The organism is Leifsonia sp. NPDC058248 (genome assembly GCF_042881905.1).
In the GTDB taxonomy this organism is placed as follows: domain Bacteria; phylum Actinomycetota; class Actinomycetes; order Actinomycetales; family Microbacteriaceae; genus Leifsonia.
The window spans coordinates 173,590-192,117 of sequence record NZ_JBHVXB010000001.1; the positions used below are offsets into that span (position 1 = coordinate 173,590).

The 18,528-nt window shown below is 71.6% G+C and carries 19 protein-coding genes; 10 read left to right on the plus strand and 9 right to left on the minus strand.

Annotated features, from left to right (window positions below):
- Positions 1-4: 4 nt before the first annotated feature.
- On the minus strand, positions 5-277 hold the full coding sequence (locus ACFVV5_RS00935) for a hypothetical protein (RefSeq protein ID WP_387237535.1): 273 nt from the start codon (positions 275-277) through the stop codon (positions 5-7).
- Positions 278-402: 125 nt separating this feature from the next.
- The gene (locus ACFVV5_RS00940; protein WP_387237538.1) at positions 403-741 is read right to left on the minus strand and encodes a hypothetical protein; all 339 of its coding nucleotides are present in this window, start codon (positions 739-741) and stop codon (positions 403-405) included.
- Between the two features lie 158 nt (positions 742-899).
- Between ACFVV5_RS00940 and ACFVV5_RS00945 the strand changes: the two genes are divergently transcribed.
- The 4 genes from ACFVV5_RS00945 (at position 900) to ACFVV5_RS00960 (ending at position 4,565) form a co-directional block, all read left to right on the plus strand.
- Positions 900-1,679, plus strand: a complete 780-nt coding sequence (locus ACFVV5_RS00945; protein ID WP_387237541.1) for a putative protein N(5)-glutamine methyltransferase — start codon at positions 900-902, stop codon at positions 1,677-1,679.
- Positions 1,680-1,973: 294 nt separating this feature from the next.
- Positions 1,974-2,354: a hypothetical protein gene (locus tag ACFVV5_RS00950; RefSeq protein ID WP_387237544.1), complete on the plus strand. Its 381-nt coding sequence runs from the start codon at positions 1,974-1,976 to the stop codon at positions 2,352-2,354.
- Positions 2,355-2,419: 65 nt separating this feature from the next.
- Entirely contained in the window at positions 2,420-3,343 is a 924-nt protein-coding gene (locus ACFVV5_RS00955; RefSeq protein WP_387237547.1) for an AEC family transporter, read from the plus strand.
- 82 nt (positions 3,344-3,425) lie between these two features.
- Positions 3,426-4,565 (plus strand): FAD-dependent oxidoreductase, encoded by a 1,140-nt coding sequence (locus ACFVV5_RS00960; protein ID WP_387237550.1) that lies wholly within the window; start codon positions 3,426-3,428, stop codon positions 4,563-4,565.
- Between the two features lie 19 nt (positions 4,566-4,584).
- On the opposite strand, the gene ACFVV5_RS00965 is transcribed toward ACFVV5_RS00960, so the two are convergent.
- Positions 4,585-5,127: a tetratricopeptide repeat protein gene (locus tag ACFVV5_RS00965; protein ID WP_387237553.1), complete on the minus strand. Its 543-nt coding sequence runs from the start codon at positions 5,125-5,127 to the stop codon at positions 4,585-4,587.
- Between the two features lie 4 nt (positions 5,128-5,131).
- Complete coding sequence (locus ACFVV5_RS00970) at positions 5,132-5,482, minus strand: iron chaperone (protein ID WP_387237555.1); 351 nt, start codon at positions 5,480-5,482, stop codon at positions 5,132-5,134.
- 142 nt (positions 5,483-5,624) lie between these two features.
- Between ACFVV5_RS00970 and ACFVV5_RS00975 the strand changes: the two genes are divergently transcribed.
- Positions 5,625-5,942 carry a hypothetical protein gene (locus tag ACFVV5_RS00975; RefSeq protein WP_387237558.1) on the plus strand — a complete coding sequence of 106 codons (318 nt, stop codon included), beginning with the start codon at positions 5,625-5,627 and terminating at the stop codon, positions 5,940-5,942.
- Between the two features lie 44 nt (positions 5,943-5,986).
- Here ACFVV5_RS00975 and ACFVV5_RS00980 read toward each other — a convergent pair whose 3' ends face one another.
- From ACFVV5_RS00980 to ACFVV5_RS00990, 3 genes are all read right to left on the minus strand, one after another.
- Positions 5,987-6,829: a hypothetical protein gene (locus ACFVV5_RS00980; protein ID WP_387237561.1), complete on the minus strand. Its 843-nt coding sequence runs from the start codon at positions 6,827-6,829 to the stop codon at positions 5,987-5,989.
- 103 nt (positions 6,830-6,932) lie between these two features.
- Positions 6,933-7,277 carry a GNAT family N-acetyltransferase gene (locus ACFVV5_RS00985; protein ID WP_387237564.1) on the minus strand — a complete coding sequence of 115 codons (345 nt, stop codon included), beginning with the start codon at positions 7,275-7,277 and terminating at the stop codon, positions 6,933-6,935.
- Between the two features lie 52 nt (positions 7,278-7,329).
- Positions 7,330-9,639, minus strand: a complete 2,310-nt coding sequence (locus ACFVV5_RS00990) for an FUSC family protein (RefSeq protein WP_387237567.1) — start codon at positions 9,637-9,639, stop codon at positions 7,330-7,332.
- A gap of 137 nt (positions 9,640-9,776) precedes the next feature.
- On the opposite strand from ACFVV5_RS00990, the gene ACFVV5_RS00995 reads away from it, so the two are divergent.
- On the plus strand, positions 9,777-10,610 hold the full coding sequence (locus ACFVV5_RS00995) for a ZIP family metal transporter (RefSeq protein ID WP_387237570.1): 834 nt from the start codon (positions 9,777-9,779) through the stop codon (positions 10,608-10,610).
- Between the two features lie 6 nt (positions 10,611-10,616).
- On the opposite strand, the gene ACFVV5_RS01000 is transcribed toward ACFVV5_RS00995, so the two are convergent.
- Positions 10,617-11,264: a TOPRIM nucleotidyl transferase/hydrolase domain-containing protein gene (locus tag ACFVV5_RS01000; RefSeq protein ID WP_387237573.1), complete on the minus strand. Its 648-nt coding sequence runs from the start codon at positions 11,262-11,264 to the stop codon at positions 10,617-10,619.
- A gap of 243 nt (positions 11,265-11,507) precedes the next feature.
- On the opposite strand from ACFVV5_RS01000, the gene ACFVV5_RS01005 reads away from it, so the two are divergent.
- The 3 genes from ACFVV5_RS01005 to ACFVV5_RS01015 all read left to right on the plus strand — a co-directional run bounded on the left by ACFVV5_RS01005 (position 11,508) and on the right by ACFVV5_RS01015 (position 17,588).
- A complete protein-coding gene (locus ACFVV5_RS01005) occupies positions 11,508-12,155 on the plus strand; it encodes a hypothetical protein (RefSeq protein ID WP_387237576.1) in 648 nt (215 codons plus the stop codon).
- Positions 12,156-12,243: 88 nt separating this feature from the next.
- On the plus strand, positions 12,244-16,221 hold the full coding sequence (locus ACFVV5_RS01010; RefSeq protein ID WP_387237579.1) for a Pls/PosA family non-ribosomal peptide synthetase: 3,978 nt from the start codon (positions 12,244-12,246) through the stop codon (positions 16,219-16,221).
- On the plus strand, positions 16,218-17,588 hold the full coding sequence (locus ACFVV5_RS01015; protein WP_387237582.1) for a M1 family metallopeptidase: 1,371 nt from the start codon (positions 16,218-16,220) through the stop codon (positions 17,586-17,588). Before ACFVV5_RS01010 ends, ACFVV5_RS01015 begins: the two co-directional genes overlap by 4 nt.
- On the opposite strand, the gene ACFVV5_RS01020 is transcribed toward ACFVV5_RS01015, so the two are convergent.
- Entirely contained in the window at positions 17,566-18,111 is a 546-nt protein-coding gene (locus tag ACFVV5_RS01020) for a 4'-phosphopantetheinyl transferase family protein (RefSeq protein ID WP_387237585.1), read from the minus strand. The two genes, ACFVV5_RS01015 and ACFVV5_RS01020, sit on opposite strands and share 23 nt — an antisense overlap.
- 96 nt (positions 18,112-18,207) lie before the next feature.
- Here ACFVV5_RS01020 and ACFVV5_RS01025 point away from each other — a divergent pair, with 96 nt between their 5' ends.
- On the plus strand, positions 18,208-18,528 hold the full coding sequence (locus ACFVV5_RS01025) for a YtxH domain-containing protein (protein WP_387237588.1): 321 nt from the start codon (positions 18,208-18,210) through the stop codon (positions 18,526-18,528).

The following is an 18,528-nucleotide window of genomic DNA, read 5'->3' on the forward strand; positions in this document are numbered from 1 at the left end:
GGCGCTAGGAGAGCGAGTCGAAGTCGAACCAGAAGGCGTCGTCGTCCTCGTCGCCGCCGGGTGAGCCCTGGTCGCGGGGGATGCTCGCGGTCTCGATCCGCACCTTCGTCTGGTTGGTCACGAAGACCTCGCTCGGAGGGCGGCTGGACTGCGTGATGGACACGAAGGCGCCCTCGGCCCGGTTCGCCGCGACGACCCGCTCCTTGAGTTCTTCGACAGGGGCGCGATCGACAAAGGTGAACCGCAGGTCGTCGATGTAGACGTGGTACACCTGCATGCCTTCTCCCGATTGCTATCTGGTGCGGGATAGTACGCGCCCTCGGGCGGGACGCCAGGGGGTCGGGTGAACTTATCGTTCTGAGGGTGCCTTATGCGCGGTTCGATTCACAAGTCTCGGGGGGCTCACAGGTAGTCGAGGTCGATGCCGCCGACGTCGTCGATGCCCTCGGTCACGTAGCCGGCGCGCCTCGGACCCATCGACGCAATCTGCTTCTCGCACTCGGCGACGAACTCGGCGTCCTCGACATCCGGATGCTCGGACTCCTCGTCTTCGGCCATCATCTGGCTCGCGGGGCCGAGCAGGAGCAGCACGGGAGCGACCGTGCCGTTGACCGACAACGCCGGTGCGCGCACCTCAGCCGCCGCTTCGTTCTTGGCGAGCACAGCCGCGTAGCTGACCAGCACGTCGGCGATCTTGTCGCCCGTCAGGAGAGACCCACTGGCGTAATGGATGCGTTTCATCTCTCAGATATACGAGCGTGTCGGCCTCGGGTCAAGGTCCCCCCTGCCCGTCTTCTGATCGTGTGGCGATCGCGGGTGCATCCGGAACCGCGTGCACGGCAGCCGACCGATGATACGAAAGTTCATCCTCGTCGAGCATCGGTCTAGCATGAGGGCTCGTGACCGAACCCGATCCCGTCCTCGTGGAACGCCTGCGCGCCGCCGGTTGCGTCTTCGCCGAAGACGAGGCCTTGCTCCTCACGGTGGCCGCCGAATCGCCGGAACAGCTCGAAGACCTGGTCGCCAAACGTGTCGCCGGATTCCCCCTGGAGCCCTTGCTCGGCTGGGCCGAATTCTGCGGGCTGCGCATCGTGGTCGAGCCGGGGGTCTTCGTCCCCCGGCATCGCACGGAGTTCCTGGTCGAGCTCGCGGTGGGGCTCGGCTCCCCGGATGCGGTGGTGCTGGACCTCTGCTGCGGCGCCGGCGCGATCGGCGCGGCGATCGCATCCGGACTCGGGCCCGACGTCGAACTGATCGCCGCCGATGTCGACCCCGCCGCGGTCCGATGCGCCCGGGCGAACCTCGAGCCCGGGGGCCGCGTGTTCGAAGGGGACCTCTACGAGCCGCTGCCCGCCTCGCTGCGCGGCCGGGTCGACATTCTGGCGGTCAATGCCCCGTATGTGCCGACCGACGCGATCGCGATGATGCCGCCGGAGGCGCGCGACTTCGAGCCGGCGGTCGCCCTCGACGGAGGCGCGGACGGCCTCGACGTGCAGCGCCGGATCGCGGCCGAGGCGCCGGCCTGGCTCGCGCCCGGCGGCTCGCTCCTGATCGAGACGAGCACGCTGCAGGCGGAGCGCACCGCCGCTCTCTTCGCTGCGGTCGGTCTCGTCACGCGCATCGAGCACTCCAGCGACCTCGACGCGACCGTCGTGATCGCAGCGCGCCCCTCCGCCTAATCCGCCCCGCGCATCCGCCCCCGCCCCCCCGCCCGCACATCCGCCCCGCCCGCACATCCGCCCCGCCCCCCCGCCCGCACATCCGCCCCGCCCGCACATCCGCCCCGCCCCCCCCGCACATCCGCCCCCGCCCGCATCCGCCCCGCGCTCGAGTCCTGAGTTGCTGGGTCGAAGCGAACGATTTCGGCCCAGCAACTCGGGACTCGATTGCGGGCGGGCCCCGATAGGGCCCCGATCGGGCCCCGATAGGCTCGTTGCGCGCAGTGCGCGCATCCCGATCCCGAAGGAGACGTCATGGCGTCCGGCCACGAGTTCTTCAGCAGCGCCGATCCCGACGCCGTGCGCTCCGTCGTCGCCCAGGCCCTCAGCGGCGCAGGCTTCACCGTCGAGACGACGCCGGCCGGCGGGTTCGTCGCCAAGCGCGGGAGCATTCCGATGACGGTGCTGTTCGGCGGCATGGCGGGGCGGCAGCTCTACATGTCGTTCACGGTCGAGATCATGCACCTCGACGGTCAGGTCGTCGCGCGGCTCGGGCGGGTCGCCGCCTCGGCCGTCGTCACCGGCGGCGCGATCGGCGCGGCGAAGGCCGACACCGTCTTCAAGGACACGGCCAACGCCATCGGCGCGGCGATGCACGCTGCGGGCATCCTGACGTCGTCGCGCCAGACCTCGTAGCCGAGGCGCGCGGCAACAGCCGTGGCAAGCGAGACCAGGACCCCGCGGCGCCCTAGGCTGGACGGATGGGCGGTGTCGTGGTCGGGTTCGCGATCATCGCGTTCGTCATCGCGGTCGGCTACATAGCTGCACGGTTCGGGATCGGCGGACCGACGGCGCCGTTCGTGCTCAACCGCATCGCCTTCTTCATCACCAACCCGGCCCTGCTGTTCGTCACACTTGCCCACGCCGACCTCCACGTCGTGTTCTCCACCCAGGTCGTCGTCGCGGCCGTCGCGGCGCTCGTCGCGGGCGGCGCGTTCGTCCTGCTCTCGCGCCTGTTCTTCCGGCGGGGAGCCGCGGAGACCACGATCGGCGCGCTGGGCTCCGGCTACGTGAACGCGAACAACATCGGCATCCCCGTCGCGGTCTATGTGCTCGGGAGTGCGTCCTACGTCGCACCGGTGCTCCTGCTGCAGCTGATCGTCTTCGCGCCGATCGCGCTCACGGTGCTCGACGTCACGTCGCGCGGTTCCGTCTCGGTTCGCTCGATCCTCACGCAGCCCATCCGGAACCCGATGATCATCGCGTCGCTGCTCGGCATCCTCGTCGATGTGAGCGGCCTGCAGATCCCGGATGCGGTGTACGAGCCGTTCATCCTGCTCGGCGGCGCGGCCGTGCCGTTGGTGCTGATGGCGTTCGGGATGTCGCTGTACGGCTCGCGGCCGCTGCGCTCAGACCACGGCCGCGCGGAGATCCTCACCGCCTCCCTGCTCAAGTCGGCCGTGATGCCGACGGTGGCGTTCCTCGTGGCGTGGCTGGTGTTCGGGCTGCACGGGCAGAGTCTGTTCGCGGCGGTGGCGCTCGCCGCCCTCCCGACCGCGCAGAACGTCTACAACTTCGCGGCCCGCTACGAGCGCGGTGTGGCGATCGCGCGCGACACGGTGCTGCTGACGACCGTGCTCGCGATCCCGGCGCTGCTCCTGATCGCGGCATTGCTCGCTCCCTGAGCCCGGCCCTGCTCGCGCGTCGGGTGCGGGTGGCGCCTGCTCGTGCGCGCGTCGTTCGCCGGGCATCCCCTAGCCTCGTGTGATGACCTACGACCACATCGTCGTCGGCGCGGGAATCGTCGGCGCCGCGACCGCGCGGGCACTCGCGGAGTCGGGCTCGTCGGTGCTCCTGGTGGAGGCGTTCGAGCGCGGGCACGATCGCGGCTCGTCTCACGGGGCGTCGCGCATCTTCCGCCATGGGTATGTCGACCGCGATTACGTGGAGCTCTCGCTGCGGGCGCGCGACGGCTGGCGGGAGCTCGAGTCGGCGTCGGGCCAGCGCATCCTGGAGCTGACCGGCGCGATCGACCACGGCGACCCGGGGACGGTGTCGGCGATCGAGGCGGCGCTCGCCGAGGCGGGGCTCCCCACCGAACGGCTGACCGCGGACGCTGGGGCCGCCCGCTGGCCCGGCCTCCACTTCGAGACGGACGTGCTGTTCGCTCCGTCGGGCGGCCGACTCCGGGCGGACGTCGCGGTCGAGGCCATGCTCACGGTGGCCGAGCGCGCCGGCGCCGAGCTGCGGTTCAGCGCTCCCGTCGAGCAGCTCGAGGTGACGGATGCGGGCGTCGCGGTCACCGTCGGAGGCGACCGGATCGAGGCGCGCGGCCTCGTCGTCGCGGCCGGATCGTGGACTCCGGCGCTGATCGGCGACTGGCTCGCGGCCCAAGGGTCCCCGTTGCCGGCGGTGCGCGTCACGGAGGAGCAGCCGGCGCACTTCCCGGAGCGTCCGGTCGCCGAGCATCCGGATGCCGGCAGTGCGCACTTCGACTGGCCGAGTTTCGTCCACTATCGCGAGCCCGGTGCCGACGGTGTCGCGTCGCCCGGCGTGTACGGACTGCTCACACCGGGCGAGGGCGTGAAGGTCGGCCTGCACGGCAACGGCCCGACGGTCGATCCGTCGAACCGCGACCGGACGATCGATCCGGTGCGGCTGGCGCAGCTCACGGCGTACGTGGCGGAGTGGGTTCCGGGTGTCGATGCCGCCGCGCCGTCACCGATCAGCTGCCTCTACGACAACACCGGGACCGAGGACTTCGTGCTCGACCGCGTGGGTCCGGTCACGGTGGCCACCGGATTCTCGGGCCACGGTTTCAAGTTCGGCCCGGTGCTCGGCGACCTGCTCGCGGCCCTCGCGCTGCACGGCACGCCGGCACCGGAGCGCTTCCGCCTGCCGCGGTGACGCTCCCTCAGCATCCGGTTCAGCGGGGCTCGGGGCGGTGCGCGCGCTCGGCGTCCAGTTCGCGCAAATACGCGGCGTTGCCGCGGACCGCGGCCTCGTACCGGAGGAGGTCCTCGGTGCGGATCTCGTCGACCGCGAGCTCCATCAGCGCTGCGACGGCGGCGTCGCTACGACCGGCGGCGTGCAACGAGAGCGCGTGCCACATCCGCACCGACTCCGAGTGCGGGTAGAGCTCGAGGGCACGGTCGAGGGCTGCCAGCGAGTCGTCGAACCGGTCGAGGTTGCGGAGGGTGCTGCCGTACTGCAGCAGGCAGCGCCGCAGGGTGTCGCCGCTGAGCCCGGCCGCCATCGCCCGCTCGTAGTAGCCGAGCGCGGTCTCTTCCTCACCGGCGGTGTCGTAGGAGCCGCCCACGTCGTAGAGCACATAGGCGTTGTCCGGATGCTCGGCGAGCACCTCCAGGAACGCATCGATGGTCGGCTGCATGTTCTCGCGGTCGCGGCTCTCGAAGATGTCGCGGAGTCGCTGCTCGAGGTTGGGCGCGATGTGGGCGGAGTCGGTCATCCGTTCAGACTGCCGCACGGTGGAGCGCTCGCGCCACTTCGGCCACGAGGTCGAACGGGATCGGGGCGGCCAGCGGGAACTTCACGGTCGACGTCGTGGTGCGGTACGGCCGCATCCGTTCCTCGAGCGCCGGATCCAGCCGCGACACCGGGTAGAGCCCCACGTGGTGCTTCCAGGCGGCGAAGTGCAGCCAGCGCGTGCCGCCGATGGCGATCGCGGGGATCCCGTACCGGATCTTCTCGGCCGAGTCCGGCACGGCGGCGTGGATCGTCTCACGCAGACGGGTCAGGGTCTCGCGCACGGCGGGGTCTGCTGCCGCGATGTACTCGTCGACGGTGCCGGGAGTGCTCGCCATCGTGCGCCTCCCTCCTCGGCTGCCCCGGATGCTCGTGCCCCGGATGCTCGTGCTCCGGATGCTCGTGCTCCGATGCGCCCCCACGATACGGCAGGCGTACAGTCGCGGTCGACCCGACGGAGAACAGTGAGAGGAGCATCCCATGTCCACCGATCAGTACCACGAGCCGCCTGGCGAGCTCAGCGACGAGACGCGTACGTTCGCTCGGATGTGCGCCAGCCTGTCCGAGGAGGCGGAGGCGATCGGCTGGTATGAGCAGCGCATCGCCGTCGAGAAGGACCCGGTGGCGAAGGGGATCATGCGGGACTCGCTCGGCGAGGAGTACAAGCATTTCAGCATGGAGCTGGAGTTCTTGCTGCGGGCGAAACCGCAGTGGAGGGAGATCGCCCAGGGCATCCTCTTCACGAGCGGCGACATCGTCGCGCACGGCGAGGCCGCCGAGGAGGCCGCGGCCGACTAGCTCGGCGCACCTCTCGCGCCTCTCGCACCAGCGCGCCGAGCGTGTCAGCGCTCGGCGGACCCTCCCGGCGCCGACGACGTGAGCGGCGCATCCAGGTCGATCCCGGTGACCTCCGCGACGACCGCGGCGCGGCGCTGACGCACCGTCAGGTACACGACCAGTGCCACGATCAGGGCGAGGAACAGCGCGCTGGTGGCGATCGTACCGAGCCCCAGGCCGCCCGCATCCTGGGGCTGCGAGAGGTAGTCGCCGAGGGATGCTCCGAGCGGGCGGGTCAGCACGTACGCGATCCAGAACGCCACGACCCCGTTGAGCTTGAGCCGGAAGTGCGCGAACGCGACGACGCCGATCGCGCCGCCGAAGATCGCCGCGGACGCCAGGTAGCCGACGTTCAGCTGCTCGGCGATCAGGTCGCCTGCGGCGGTGCCCAGCGCGAAGGTGAAGAGGATCGCGAGCCAGTAGAACGCTTCGCGGGTGGGGGTGTCGATCTGGTGGATCGAGAGCGTCCGCTCCTTCGCGAACCAGGCCACGAAGGTGAGCGCGAGGGCCGCCGCGAACACCGACGTCGTCACGATGAGGCTCACCCCGAGGTTGTCGGTGAGGTTGTCGGTGATGAGGGTGCCGACGACACTGATCAGCACGACCGTCAGCCAGTAGAGCGAAGGCCGGTACGCCCCCGAGCGGAACTGCGCGACCAGGGCGATGACAAAGACTGCGGACATCACTGCCGTCGTGCCGGTCAGCCCCAGGTTCAGGGTCGAGTTGAGGAAGTCGGCGGCGGTCTCGCCGACGGTGGTCGCGAGGATCTTGATGATCCAGAAGGTGGCGGTCGGTTCGGGTACCTTGTTGCGGGTGCGGCGGGTCGGCGTGGCGGGCGCAGCGCTCATGGGTGGGTTCTCCGGACGATCAGGGAATACGGTCGCGCCGACGCTATGGGCCGTCGTCTAAGCGATCGCTAAGAAGCCCTGAACGCGGGCTGCCGGGCACGGGTCACGTCGCGGTGCGAGCATCCGGGGCCTTCGACGGCACGCCCGGCTCGTCCGGGTCGACGACGTCCTCCCATTCGGGATGTCGGTCGATGAAGTCGCGCACGACGGGGCAGACGATCGTCACTTTCGCGCCGCGGTCCCGGATGTCCTGGAGCGTCCGGCTGATCAGCCGGCCTCCGACTCCGTGGTGCTGGAACTCGGGAAGGACCGCTGCGTGGGTGATGAGCAGGCGACCGCCGTCGCTCCCCTCGTAGACGACGACGCCCGCGAGGCGGTCGCCGAGCCACGCGTCGTACTTGCTGTTGGGCTCGTCTCTGCGGACGTCGACCTCGAACGTGTCGGTCACGTCGTCTCCTTGTGCTGTCGGGGCCACGGGGTCGCCACGCCTGCCACGCTGCTCATGCGGTCGCCGCGCGGGTCCGGCGGCCGGAGCGGGCAGCCCGCGGGAACAGCCAGGCGCGTCGCTGGGCGCCGCTCTCGGCCGCCGCCGCGACCGCCGGGGTGATGTCGGCCGCCACGATGCGGGCGACCCGGATGTGGTGGTTCGTCCAGGTGAGCTTGAAGGCGGCCATCGCCTGCCGTTCGTCCGGTTCGCCGAGGTCCCGCCTGAGGGCGTCGAGCAGCCGGGCATCCGCCGGCCCGTTGTCGAGCGGCACGCCGGGAACGGGCGCCGCCTGCACGAGCGCGGCGGCCGCGTGCCGGTACCAGCCGACGACCACTGCCTGCGAGAACAGGATCTCGCTGCGGGTCGCCGTCTCGGTGCCGTCGGGCGGTTCGTCGGCGCGGCCCCAGAGATCGCAGATCGCTGCCGCCGTCCGCCGCACGGCCGCGACGGCGACGACGAGCGAGGTGAGCTCCGAGAGGTCGACGCTCTTCGCGCCGCGCTCCGACAGGAACTGGCGGAAGGCGTCGTCGAGGCGGCGTGCCGCGTCCGCCGCGAGCTCCCGGTCGCTCGCCGGCGGCACGACGTCGGCCGAGTCTCCGAGCCCCCGTAGCAGTGCGTAGCGGGTGGCGGCGCTCAGGTACTGGGCGGCCGAGTCGAACCCCGCCGACAACGCCGCGTTCAGTCTCGCGGTCGCGCCGCGTGGCCAGAGGAGGAGTGTGACGAGCACGCTCACCCCGGCTCCGAGCGCGACATCCTCGATGCGCACGATGCCGAGCTGCAGTCCCACCGGCTGGACGATGGCGAACAGCAGCAACAGGGTGATCGTGAACCCGGCTTGGCCCGCCATGAACGAGATGGACGGCGCGACCGTGGCGATGGCGATCGAGACGGGCAGCAGCACCCAGGCCACGGCGACGTCGCTTCCGATCGCGAGCACCAGCGGGATGCCGATGAGCAGACCGATGAGCGTGCCGGCGAGCGCCAGCACGGCGGTCTGGCCGGTGTTCGCGGCGTTCGAGCGGAGCACCGCCAGCGTTCCGAAGACCACCCAGAACGCGTGCTCGACACCGAGCAGGTCGGCCACGAAGACCGTCGTGGCGAAGCCGAGCGCGCCCCGGATGCTGTTGTGCAGCCACACCGAGCGCCAGTTGAGGTGCGCACCGATCCGGTCACGCGCCGACCACGCCGCCGACCAGTCGATGAGGTGCTGCCACCAGTCGCGTCGACGGGCGAGGGCGCCCTGTTGCACCTGCTCGACGATGGCGTCGACGATCACTGTCGCATCCTGGGTGCCGAACGCGGGCTCCAGCCGTTCGAGCATGTCGGCGACGGCCGGAGGGTGTCCGCGCGCTGCGACGGCCAGGGTCCGTGGAATCGAGCCGGTGATGGCGAGCTCGGCCTGGTCGCGCGTGCGCTGGAGCTCCGAGCGGCACGGCGGCAGCACGCCGAGGTCGGGCCGGGACGCACCGAGCACGTCGGCGGAGCGCTGGAGGGAGACGCCCATGGTCGTGAACGCGGCGAGTTCTGCGTCGGTCCGCTCCTGGGGGCTGCGGTCGAGGCTGCTGTGGAGCGCGATGACCTGCTCGGCGATCTGCACGACGGCCCGCGCCGACCGGCTCAGGCCCGACGGCCGGTACGGCGTCGCGAAGAACGCGTTGCGGAGCGCGGCGACCGCCTCCTCCGAGCGGGCCTGGTCGGCTCCGCCGGGCGTTCCGGATGCCCCTTCCGACGGTCCTGCCGGGGCGGTCCCGCGCGCGAGCAGCTCGGCTCCGAGCATCCGGCACGCCTCGGCGGTGAGCGCGCGCACCGGTTCGACGCTTCTCCCGGGCGGGATGAACAGGATCGCGATTCCGGAGGCGACACCGGCGAGAAGCCAGCCCAGCAGCCGGTCCGGCGTCGACGAGATCGGCCCGGGGAACGTGACCGGCAGGAGGAAGCTGATCAGCAGGGCCGGCTGCGCGCCCGCGAGGACCGAGCTGACGACGCCCGAGAACAGGATCCCGAAGCACACGACCAGCGTCACCGAGGTGGCCACCCAGATGTTCCCCGAGCATGCTGTGCCGAGGGCGACGAAGGCCATTCCTCCGACGACGAGGCCGGTGTGGGATTGGGCCCGCTGGCGGACCGAGCCGCCGAAGTCGACGAAGAGGAGCATCGAGACCGACCCGATCGCGGCGAACAGGCCGATGTCCGCGTTGCCGAGCAGCTGGGTGCCGATGGCGTAGGCGGCCGGGATCACGATGGCCGCCCGCAGCGCACGGAAGAGCACCGGCCTCGGGATGACGGGTCGGCGAACGGACGAAGCGGACGCAGCCCTTGCCACGCTCCGATGGTAGGCGTTCGGGTCGGCCAGGGGAACCGCTGCCCCTCGTACGCGGCCGCTTCGCAGCCTCGGCGCAATAGGCTTTCCCCCATGCTGAGACTGCCGGCCTGTGCCGACGACGAGACGAGCGGACGCCCGTGAACACCGCATCTGTCATCGCCCTGGGCGCCATCGCCGGCGCGACGATCTTCCTGGGACTTCCGATCGGCCGCCTCGGCCCGCGCGCTGTTGGCCTGCGGGCCATGCTCAACGCGGTCACGATCGGCGTGCTGCTGTTCCTGCTGTGGGACGTGCTCACGCACGCGGTCGAGCCGGTCGAGGCCGCGCTCGCCGCCGCCACCGATCACACGGCGACGTGGTGGCCGTTCCTCGGGCTCGCAGCCCTCCTCTTCGCCGGGCTGGCGGTCGGGCTCCTCTCGCTCGTCGCCTACGACCGCTGGATCGCGGCGCGCGCCATCCGCACCGGGCCTCGGGAGTTCGAAGGGTCCAGCGACGGCATGCTGCGACTGCACGAGCCCGCGAGTCGGCTCGCGTTCCTCATCGCCGTCGGCATCGGCCTGCACAACTTCTCGGAGGGTCTCGCGATCGGCCAGTCCGCCGCGAGCGGTCGTCTGAACCTGGCCGTCGTGCTGGTGGTCGGATTCGCACTGCACAACGCCACCGAGGGCTTCGGGATCACCGCGCCCCTGGCCGGCGCGACCACCCGGTCGTCCTGGCGGCAGCTCGCACTCCTGGGGCTGATCGGCGGCGCCCCGACGCTCGTCGGAACACTGCTCGGCAGCGTCTACGTGAACGACGTGCTCTCGCTGATCTTCCTCGCGCTCGCCGCGGGCTCGATCATCTACGTCGTGGTGCAGCTCACCGGTGTCGCCCTCCGGTTCGGTCGCACGTACACCCTCTACATCGGCATCCTCGTGGGACTGCTGGCCGGGTTCATCACCGACTTCATCGTCACCGCCGCGGGCGTCTGAGGCGCCTTACACGCTGTCGAGCAGCCGCCGGAGAGGGCCTGGAACCGCGTCGGCGCCGGCGGCGAGCACCAGTTCGCGCCCGTAGTGCTCCTTGCGTCCGGCCGTCGTTCCGAAGAAGCGGTGAAGTTGCTTCTCGGCCGAACGGGGGCGCTGCGCCGGCTGCTGCTGGAATGTGCGGAACAGCCGCAGATCCCCCTCGGCGGCGAGCACGGCTTCGACGCCGTCCAGACCGAGCGACCGGATGAGCTCCCCCTCGAGGTCGGGCTCGCACACCTGATAGTCCGCGGCGAGCATCCCGGCCCGTTCGAAGAAGGGGACCTCACGGGCGTCGCACAATCCACGCAGCCCGAGGCCGAGCCCGCGCGGACCGAGCAGTGCGGCATACCGCCGGATGCTCATCGCTCCGCCCATCGGGAGGACGGCGACTCCGTCCGCAGCGAGGTCGCGCCCATCGATCTCGGCGAGGGCGAGCACGGCGGCGCGGTCGCTCGCTCCCTCGACGAGCACGGCGGTTTCGACGGCATCCGTCCGGCGTGCGTCGGCGGCACCGGCAGCCCAGAGCGCGGCCGCTCTCTCGAACCGCCGCACCCCGTCGGCGCGGACGGTGTCGCGGGCGTCGTCACGGGCGCCCCGGATGCTCGACGGCTCCGTCACGCTGCCATTCTGGCACCGCCTCCCGGTGCAGGTCGCCGACTCCGGAGATCTGCGGCGACACGCCGACCTGATGCGCGCGACGACGGAGAATGCGGCGGCGGGTCCGCGAGGGCTCCGGAGTTGCGAGCGGAGGCGGGAACCGGATGCGACGCTTTGGGGGACAGGTGCGCCGCACGAGCCGCAGTGCCACACTGGGGGACACTGAACACACGCCGCAGGACACTCCGGACAAAAGGGGACGACATGGCGAAGAAGACCAAGCTGGAGAAGGCCGCCGAGACGGCTCTCGCGAAGGCCGAAGACGCGATCTCCGATGCGAAGCGCGCGGCGAAGAAGGTCGACAAGCGTGCCCGCAAGAAGGCGGACGAGTTGGCGGCCGAGCTGACGAAGGTTCACCGCAAGGCGGAGAAGGACGCGAAGGCGGCGGCGGCGAAGAAGTCGTCGAAGAAGTCGTCGAAGAGCGCGTCGAAGAAAGCGCCGGCGAAGGCGTCGAAGCCGTCGAAGAGCGCGGCGAAGAACGTGTCGACGAAGTCGGCGAGCAAGCCCTCGACCGCGTCCGTGAAGACCGGAGCTCCCGCCACGGTCTCGGCGTCGGCCAAGCCCGCCAAGCCCGCGACGGCTGCCAAGCCCGCGACGAAAGGGCCCGCTGCCCCGCCGGCACGCGCCGCCGTCGGCCGCCGCGGCTCGTCGACCCCGGTCACCGAGGTGGTCCCCGCGGCAGCGACAGCCGCCACGACACCGACGCCTGCTCCGGTAGCACACCACAGCGAGCTCTCCTACCTGACGGTCGCGATGCTGCGGGGACGCGCGCGGGCGGCGGGCGTCCACGGGTATTCCACGCTGACCAAGGCCCAACTCGTCGCGGCCCTCGCAGCTCCTGCCGGCGACTGAGCGCCGTTCACCTCCCGGCAACCGCCGGCGGATACCGTTCCCGGGAGCGCGCCCGGCAGCGGGCATCCGCGGCGACCGGAGTTGAGACGTGACTGAAGCCCGAACGGGAATCCTCGACCGGAGCGACTTCGCGTCGCCTCCCCGCACGCTGCTGGACGTGCTGCGGGCGACCGTGGCCGAGCATCCGGACGCGTCTGCGCTCGAGGACGCCAGGGGCGCTCTCAGCTACCGCGAGCTCATGGCCCGCGTCGTTGTGGTCGCGGCGCGGCTGACGATCGCCGGCGTGCGGCGGGGCGACCGGGTGGGAGTGCGCCTGGCCTCGGGCAGCCGCGAGTTGTACATCTCGATCCTCGCCGTGCTGGCCGCGGGCGCCGCCTACGTGCCCGTCGACGCCGACGATCCGGAGGAACGGGCCGAGCTCGTCTTCGGCGAGGCGCTCGCGCGCGGCGTGATCGGCGGCGACGGCGAGTACGTGCCGTCTGCACTGCAGGACGACGGCGAGCCTCCCGTGCCGTCCCAGCCGGCCGACGAGAACATCGCGCTGTTCGCCGGCTCGCCCGCGCACCCCAGCACGTCCGCGACTCCGATCGTCTCGGCCCCCACCGTCTCGGACGACGCCTGGATCATCTTCACCTCCGGGTCGACCGGCACCCCGAAGGGCGTGGCCGTCAGTCACCGCTCGGCGGCGGCGTTCGTCGACGCCGAGGCGCGCCTGTTCCTGCAGGAGGAGCCGATCGGTCCGGGAGACCGGGTGCTCGCCGGACTATCGGTGGCCTTCGACGCGTCGTGCGAGGAGATGTGGCTCGCCTGGCGGCACGGCGCGTGCCTGGTGCCGGCGCCCCGGTCGCTCGTGCGGAGCGGCATGGACCTGGGCCCGTGGCTGACCACGCGCGGCATCACGATCGTGTCGACGGTTCCCACGCTCGCCGCGCTGTGGCCCGCGGAGTCGCTGGAGAACGTGCGGCTGCTGATCTTCGGCGGCGAGGCGTGCCCGCCCGAACTGGTCGAGCGTCTCGCCGTCCCCGGGCGCGAAGTGTGGAACACTTACGGACCGACGGAGGCGACAGTGGTCGCGTGCGCCGCACTGCTTGGCCCGAGCGATCCGGTGCGCATCGGCCTGCCGCTCGACGGCTGGGCGCTGGCCGTGGTCGACGGCGACGGGATGCCCGTGGCGGCCGGCGACGTCGGCGAGCTCATCATCGGCGGGGTCGGCCTGGCGCGCTACCTCGATCCGGCGAAGGACGCCGAGAAGTACGCCTCCTTCCCCACCCTCGGCTGGGACCGCGCCTACCGCAGCGGCGACCTGGTGCGGTTCGACCCGGCCGGCCTCCTCTTCCAGGGCCGCGCCGACGACCAGGTGAAGGTGGGCGGTCGCCGCATCGAGCTGGGCGAGATCGAGTCCGCGCTCCAGAACCTCCCGGGAGTCTCGGGGGCCGCTGCCGCCGTCCGGCAGACCTCGGCGGGCAATCCGGTGCTCGTCGGCTATCTGGCGGTGGCCGATCCCGCGTCGTTCGATCGCGGAGCAGCACTCGCGCGGCTGCGGGAGGAGCTTCCGGCGGCGCTCGTGCCGTTGCTCGCGGTGGTCGGCGAGCTGCCGACCCGAACCTCCGGCAAGGTGGACCGGGCGGCGCTTCCGTGGCCGCTGCCCGACCTCGACGCGGGCGAGGCCGACCTCGATCCCGCCGTGCGGGAGCTGGCGGCGGACTGGCAGGCGGTTCTCGGTCTCCCGGTCTCCGAGCCCGACGACAACTTCTTCGACCTGGGCGGCGGGTCGCTGGCGGCGGCGCAGCTCGTCACGCGCATCCGGCAGCGGGACCCGGAGTTCACCGTCGCCGACATCTACTCGCATCCGCGCCTCGGCGCGATGTCCGACGAGCTGTCGGCCCGGGCGTCGTCGAATCCGGAGGCAGCGGAGTCGACCCACACGGTTCCCCCGACCCCGGCCCGGATGCAGTGGCTGCAGACGGTGCTGGGCATCCCGTTGTTCGTGCTCAGCGGCATCCGCTGGCTGCTGTGGCTGCTCACGGCCGACGCGATCCTGAGCGCCTTCCCCGGGTTCGGTTTCCTGCCGGTCGTGTCGCTGTGGTGGCTGCTCGCCGGCCTGCTGGTCTTCGCGACCCCGTTCGGCCGGATGGCGATCACGGTCGTCTGCGCGCGCATCCTGCTCACGGGCGTCGCGGCCGGTGACTATCCGCGCGGCGGCGGCGTTCACCTGCGGCTCTGGCTGGCCGAGCAGGTCGCGCACCAGGCAGGGGCCGTCAGTCTGGCCGGGGCCCCGTGGATCACCTACTACGCCCGCGCGCTGGGCGCCCGCATCGCGCCCGGCGTCGACCTTCACTCGCTGCCCCCGGTGACCGGCATGCTGCGCATCGGCGCAGGCGCCGCCATCGAGCCGGAGGTCGACCTCTCGGGCTACTGGATCGATGGCGACCTGCTGCGGGTCGGCGCAATCCGCATCGGAGCGAACAGCACGGTGGGCGCGCGGAGCACCTTGCTGCCGGGCGCTCGTATCGGCAAGAACGCCGCGATCGCTCCCGGCTCCTCCGTCTTCGGGCGGGTGCGCGCCGGCGAGCGGTGGGCCGGATCGCCCGCGGTGCGGGTCGGTCCCGCTTCGGCCTGGTGGGACCCGGAGCGTCCGCCACGCCGCACCCGGTGGCTCTTGGCCTACGCCGCGTCGGCGATCGTCCTGGCACTGCTGCCGCTCGTGGCGTTCGCGGCAGGAGGTGTGATCGTCGCGGTCTTCATCGCGGGCTCGGCCTCGCTCGGTGAGGCGGCGGTCCGCTCGATCGCCGCTGTGGTGCCCGGCACACTCGTCGCCGGTCTCGTGCTGGCGGGCGCGGTCGTGGGCGCGGTGCGACTGCTGGGCCTTGGCGTCAGCGTCGGCACCTACCCCGTGCGCAGCCGGGTCGGCTGGCAGGTCTGGAGCACCGAACGTCTGCTCGACCTCGCCCGCACGCTGCTCTTCCCGCTCTACTCGAGCCTCTTCACCCCGGTCTGGCTCCGGATGCTCGGAGCGACCGTCGGCCGCGACGTCGAAGCCTCCACCGTGCTGCTGATCCCCCGCATGACGACCGTCAAAGACGGGGCCTTCCTCGCCGACGACACCCTGGTGGCCTCCTACGAACTCGGCGGAGGCCGCGTGCGGATCGCCCGCGCCGAGATCGGCGCCCGCGCGTTCCTCGGCAACTCCGGGATGGCCGGGGCCGGGCACCGGGTGCCGCGCGACGGCCTCGTGGCCGTGCTCTCCGCCGCCCCGCGCAAGTCGAAGCCGGGCTCGTCGTGGCTCGGATCGCCCCCGGTGAGGCTGCGGCGGACCGCCGCCACCGGGGACGACAACCGCACCTACAACCCGTCGGCGGCGTTGCGGCTGGCGCGCACCCTCTGGGAGCTGTGCCGCATCGTGCCGGTGTTCGTCACGTGCGCGATCGGGCTGGGCGTGCTGTTCACGTTCGCTGCTCTGGTCGAGGCGTGGGGCGCCCTCGCGGCCGTGCTGCTCAGCGGGGTGGTGATGCTCGTGGCCGGAGCGGTCGCCGCCGCGGCGAGCACGGTGGCCAAGTGGGCGCTGATCGGGCGCATCCGGGCCGGCGAGCATCCGCTCTGGTCGTCGTTCGTCTGGCGCAGCGAGGTGTCGGACACGTTCACCGAGATGGTGGCGGCTCCGTGGTTCGCGCAGTCGGCCGCCGGAACGCCGGCGCTGGTCTGGTGGCTGCGCAGCCTCGGCGCCTCGATCGGCCGCGGGGTGTGGTGCGACAGCTACTGGCTGCCGGAGGCCGACCTCGTGCGGCTCGGCGATGCATCGACTGTGAATCGGGGCTGCGTCGTGCAAACGCACCTGTTCCATGATCGAATCATGAGCATGGACACGGTGGACTTGGAGACGGGTGCGACGCTCGGCCCGCACAGTGTCATCCTCCCGGCCGCGCGCATCGGCAAGCATGCGACGGTCGGACCGGCCTCTCTCGTCATGCGCGGAGAGCTCGTGCCCGACCGCAGTCGCTGGAGCGGGAATCCGATCGGTCCGTGGCGCGAAGTGACGATCGCCGACTACCACGCGACCACCCCATGAGGGCGACGAAGAGCGCGGGATCGCGCCACTCCGGAGACCCCTACCTGCCGCAGTCCGGCAACGGCGGATACCAGGTCGAGTCGTACGACCTCGACCTGCGCTATCGCGTGGCCACCAACCGGCTGGACGCCACGGCCGTGATCGTGGCCCTCAGCACGCAGGAGCTGACCTCGTTCAGTCTCGACCTCGTGCGGCTGCGCGCCGGCAAGGTGCGGCTCGACGGCGAGAAACGCACCCGGTTCACGCAGACGCCGTCGAAGCTGGTGATCACGCCGAATCTGCCGATTCCCGCCGGCGCGGAGTTCACCGTCGCCATCGACTACGCCGGATCGCCCGCGCCGCGCCGGAGCCACTGGGGGCTCGTCGGCTGGGAGGAGCTCACCGACGGGGTCATCGTCGCGTCGCAGCCGTCAGGTGCGCCGACCTGGTTCCCCTGCAACGACCACCCGTCGGACAAGGCGCGCTACCGCATCCGGGTGTCGGCGGAGGAGCCGTACACCGTCGTCGCGACGGGGCGGCTGGTCGAGCACCGCTTCTCGTCCGGTCGCGGCAGCTGGACGTACGAGTGCGACGTTCCGACCGCGACCTATCTGGCCACCGTGCAGATCGGGCGGTATGCGCGGCGGCGGTTCGAGCTCGGCCGGACCCCCGTCGAGTTCGTGTTCCCCGCCGACCTCGAACCGCGCGTGCATGCCGACTTCTCACCGCTGGCACGGATGCTCGACGTGTTCTCGGAGGCGTTCGGGCCGTACCCGTTCCCCGAGTACACCGTGATCGTCACCGACGACGAGCTGGAGATCCCGCTCGAAGCACAAGGCGCGGCGATCTTCGGCGAGAACCACGTCGACGGTGTCGGCGGGTCGGAGCGGCTCATCGCGCACGAGCTCGCCCACCAGTGGTTCGGCAACAGCGTCGGGCTCGCCGCCTGGAAGCACATCTGGCTCAACGAGGGCTTCGCCTGCTACGCCGAATGGCTCTGGTCGGAGCGCGCCGGACGGGAGTCCGCCGACAGCCTGGCCCGCCGCTACCACGCGGGACTGGCGGAGCTGCCGCAGGACATCCTGGTCGGCGACCCCGGACCGGCGCTGATGTTCGACGACCGCCTCTACAAGAGGGGCGCTCTCACGCTGCACGCCTTGCGCCTGACGGTCGGGGACGTCGCGTTCTTCGAACTGCTCGCGGCGTGGACGGAGCGCTACCGGAACAGCACCGTGACCACGGACGACTTCCGCGCGCTCGCCGCCTCGGTGACAGGCGCTGGACCCGCGGTCCTCGACGCGCTGTTCGACGCCTGGCTCGATGCGGAACCGCTCCCCGCGCTCCCAGTCGTGCGGACCGGAAACGTCAGAGCTCGCGGGCGACGCTGACGCGGAGTCCGGAGCCGAGGTCGACCTCGCGCACTCCGTAGTGCCGCGGATCGCCGGGCACGACCGCCTCGAAGAGGGCGCCGTCGCGACCCGGCCCGAGCGACACGGTTCGCGGGTCGACCCGGAGCCCGCGGCCGTCGGCCTTGAGCACGGCCTCGACCGCGGTCCAGAGGAGCAGAGGGTCGCCGTCCGTGCGTCCGAGCGCGTTCCGGATGCCGGCAGCGCGCGAGCGGTCGGCCAGCGCATCCGCCGGCTCGGCATCCACCCCGACGGTCCGGTCGGCGCTCGCAACGGCCACGACCGTGCCGCCCACATGGCTGAGGCTGACGTGGATGCGGCGGGCGGCATCCGGAGCCATCACCACCGGGCGGCCGTGCGGGCCGCCGCAGTCCGGGCAGCGCGCCTCGATGCGCACCGAGCCGGCGTCGACGCCGGCGAGCTCGGCGACCAGCTCGCGCAGCAGGGGCCGGCCGGAGTGCGTCGCAGACGCCAGGCGAACCGTCAGTCCACGCGCGGGATCCATGACGCCAGTCTGACAGTCGGCGTCAAGCCCTGTCGCGGTCGCGGGTTCGCGGGTACGTTCCATCGGGTCACCGTTTCCGATCGCGAGGAGGACCCTATGAAACTCGCCATTTTCCTGGCCGGAGCAGCAGCCGGCTACGTTCTCGGCTCGAAGTCCGGGCGCCAGGCGTACGACCGCCTCAAGCGCCAGGTCAACGACTTCGCCCACTCCGACTCGGTGCAGCAGGTCGCCAGCGACGTGAAAGACCTCGCAGGCAAGGCCGCGAGCGGTCTCGGCGACCGGGTGGGCGACGTCGTGGACAAGGCGAGCGGAAAGCTCGACGACCTCACCGGCAAGCAGGGAAGCAGCTCGTCGGGAAGCGGTCCGTCGGAGGGCAGCTCGGCGGGAACGCCGGCGACCGGCGCCAGCGCGAGCTAG

Bases quoted from the DNA above. Each gene is read 5' to 3' on its own strand.
- ACFVV5_RS00935 (WP_387237535.1), bottom strand. From the start codon at position 277: ATGCAGGTGTACCACGTCTACATCGACGACCTGCGGTTCACCTTTGTC.
- ACFVV5_RS00940 (WP_387237538.1), bottom strand. From the start codon at position 741: ATGAAACGCATCCATTACGCCAGTGGGTCTCTCCTGACGGGCGACAAG.
- ACFVV5_RS00950 (WP_387237544.1), top strand. From the start codon at position 1,974: ATGGCGTCCGGCCACGAGTTCTTCAGCAGCGCCGATCCCGACGCCGTG.
- ACFVV5_RS00955 (WP_387237547.1), top strand. From the start codon at position 2,420: ATGGGCGGTGTCGTGGTCGGGTTCGCGATCATCGCGTTCGTCATCGCG.
- ACFVV5_RS00960 (WP_387237550.1), top strand. From the start codon at position 3,426: ATGACCTACGACCACATCGTCGTCGGCGCGGGAATCGTCGGCGCCGCG.
- ACFVV5_RS00965 (WP_387237553.1), bottom strand. From the start codon at position 5,127: ATGACCGACTCCGCCCACATCGCGCCCAACCTCGAGCAGCGACTCCGC.
- ACFVV5_RS00970 (WP_387237555.1), bottom strand. From the start codon at position 5,482: ATGGCGAGCACTCCCGGCACCGTCGACGAGTACATCGCGGCAGCAGAC.
- ACFVV5_RS00975 (WP_387237558.1), top strand. From the start codon at position 5,625: ATGTCCACCGATCAGTACCACGAGCCGCCTGGCGAGCTCAGCGACGAG.
- ACFVV5_RS00980 (WP_387237561.1), bottom strand. From the start codon at position 6,829: ATGAGCGCTGCGCCCGCCACGCCGACCCGCCGCACCCGCAACAAGGTA.
- ACFVV5_RS01005 (WP_387237576.1), top strand. From the start codon at position 11,508: ATGGCGAAGAAGACCAAGCTGGAGAAGGCCGCCGAGACGGCTCTCGCG.
- ACFVV5_RS01015 (WP_387237582.1), top strand. From the start codon at position 16,218: ATGAGGGCGACGAAGAGCGCGGGATCGCGCCACTCCGGAGACCCCTAC.
- ACFVV5_RS01020 (WP_387237585.1), bottom strand. From the start codon at position 18,111: ATGGATCCCGCGCGTGGACTGACGGTTCGCCTGGCGTCTGCGACGCAC.
- ACFVV5_RS01025 (WP_387237588.1), top strand. From the start codon at position 18,208: ATGAAACTCGCCATTTTCCTGGCCGGAGCAGCAGCCGGCTACGTTCTC.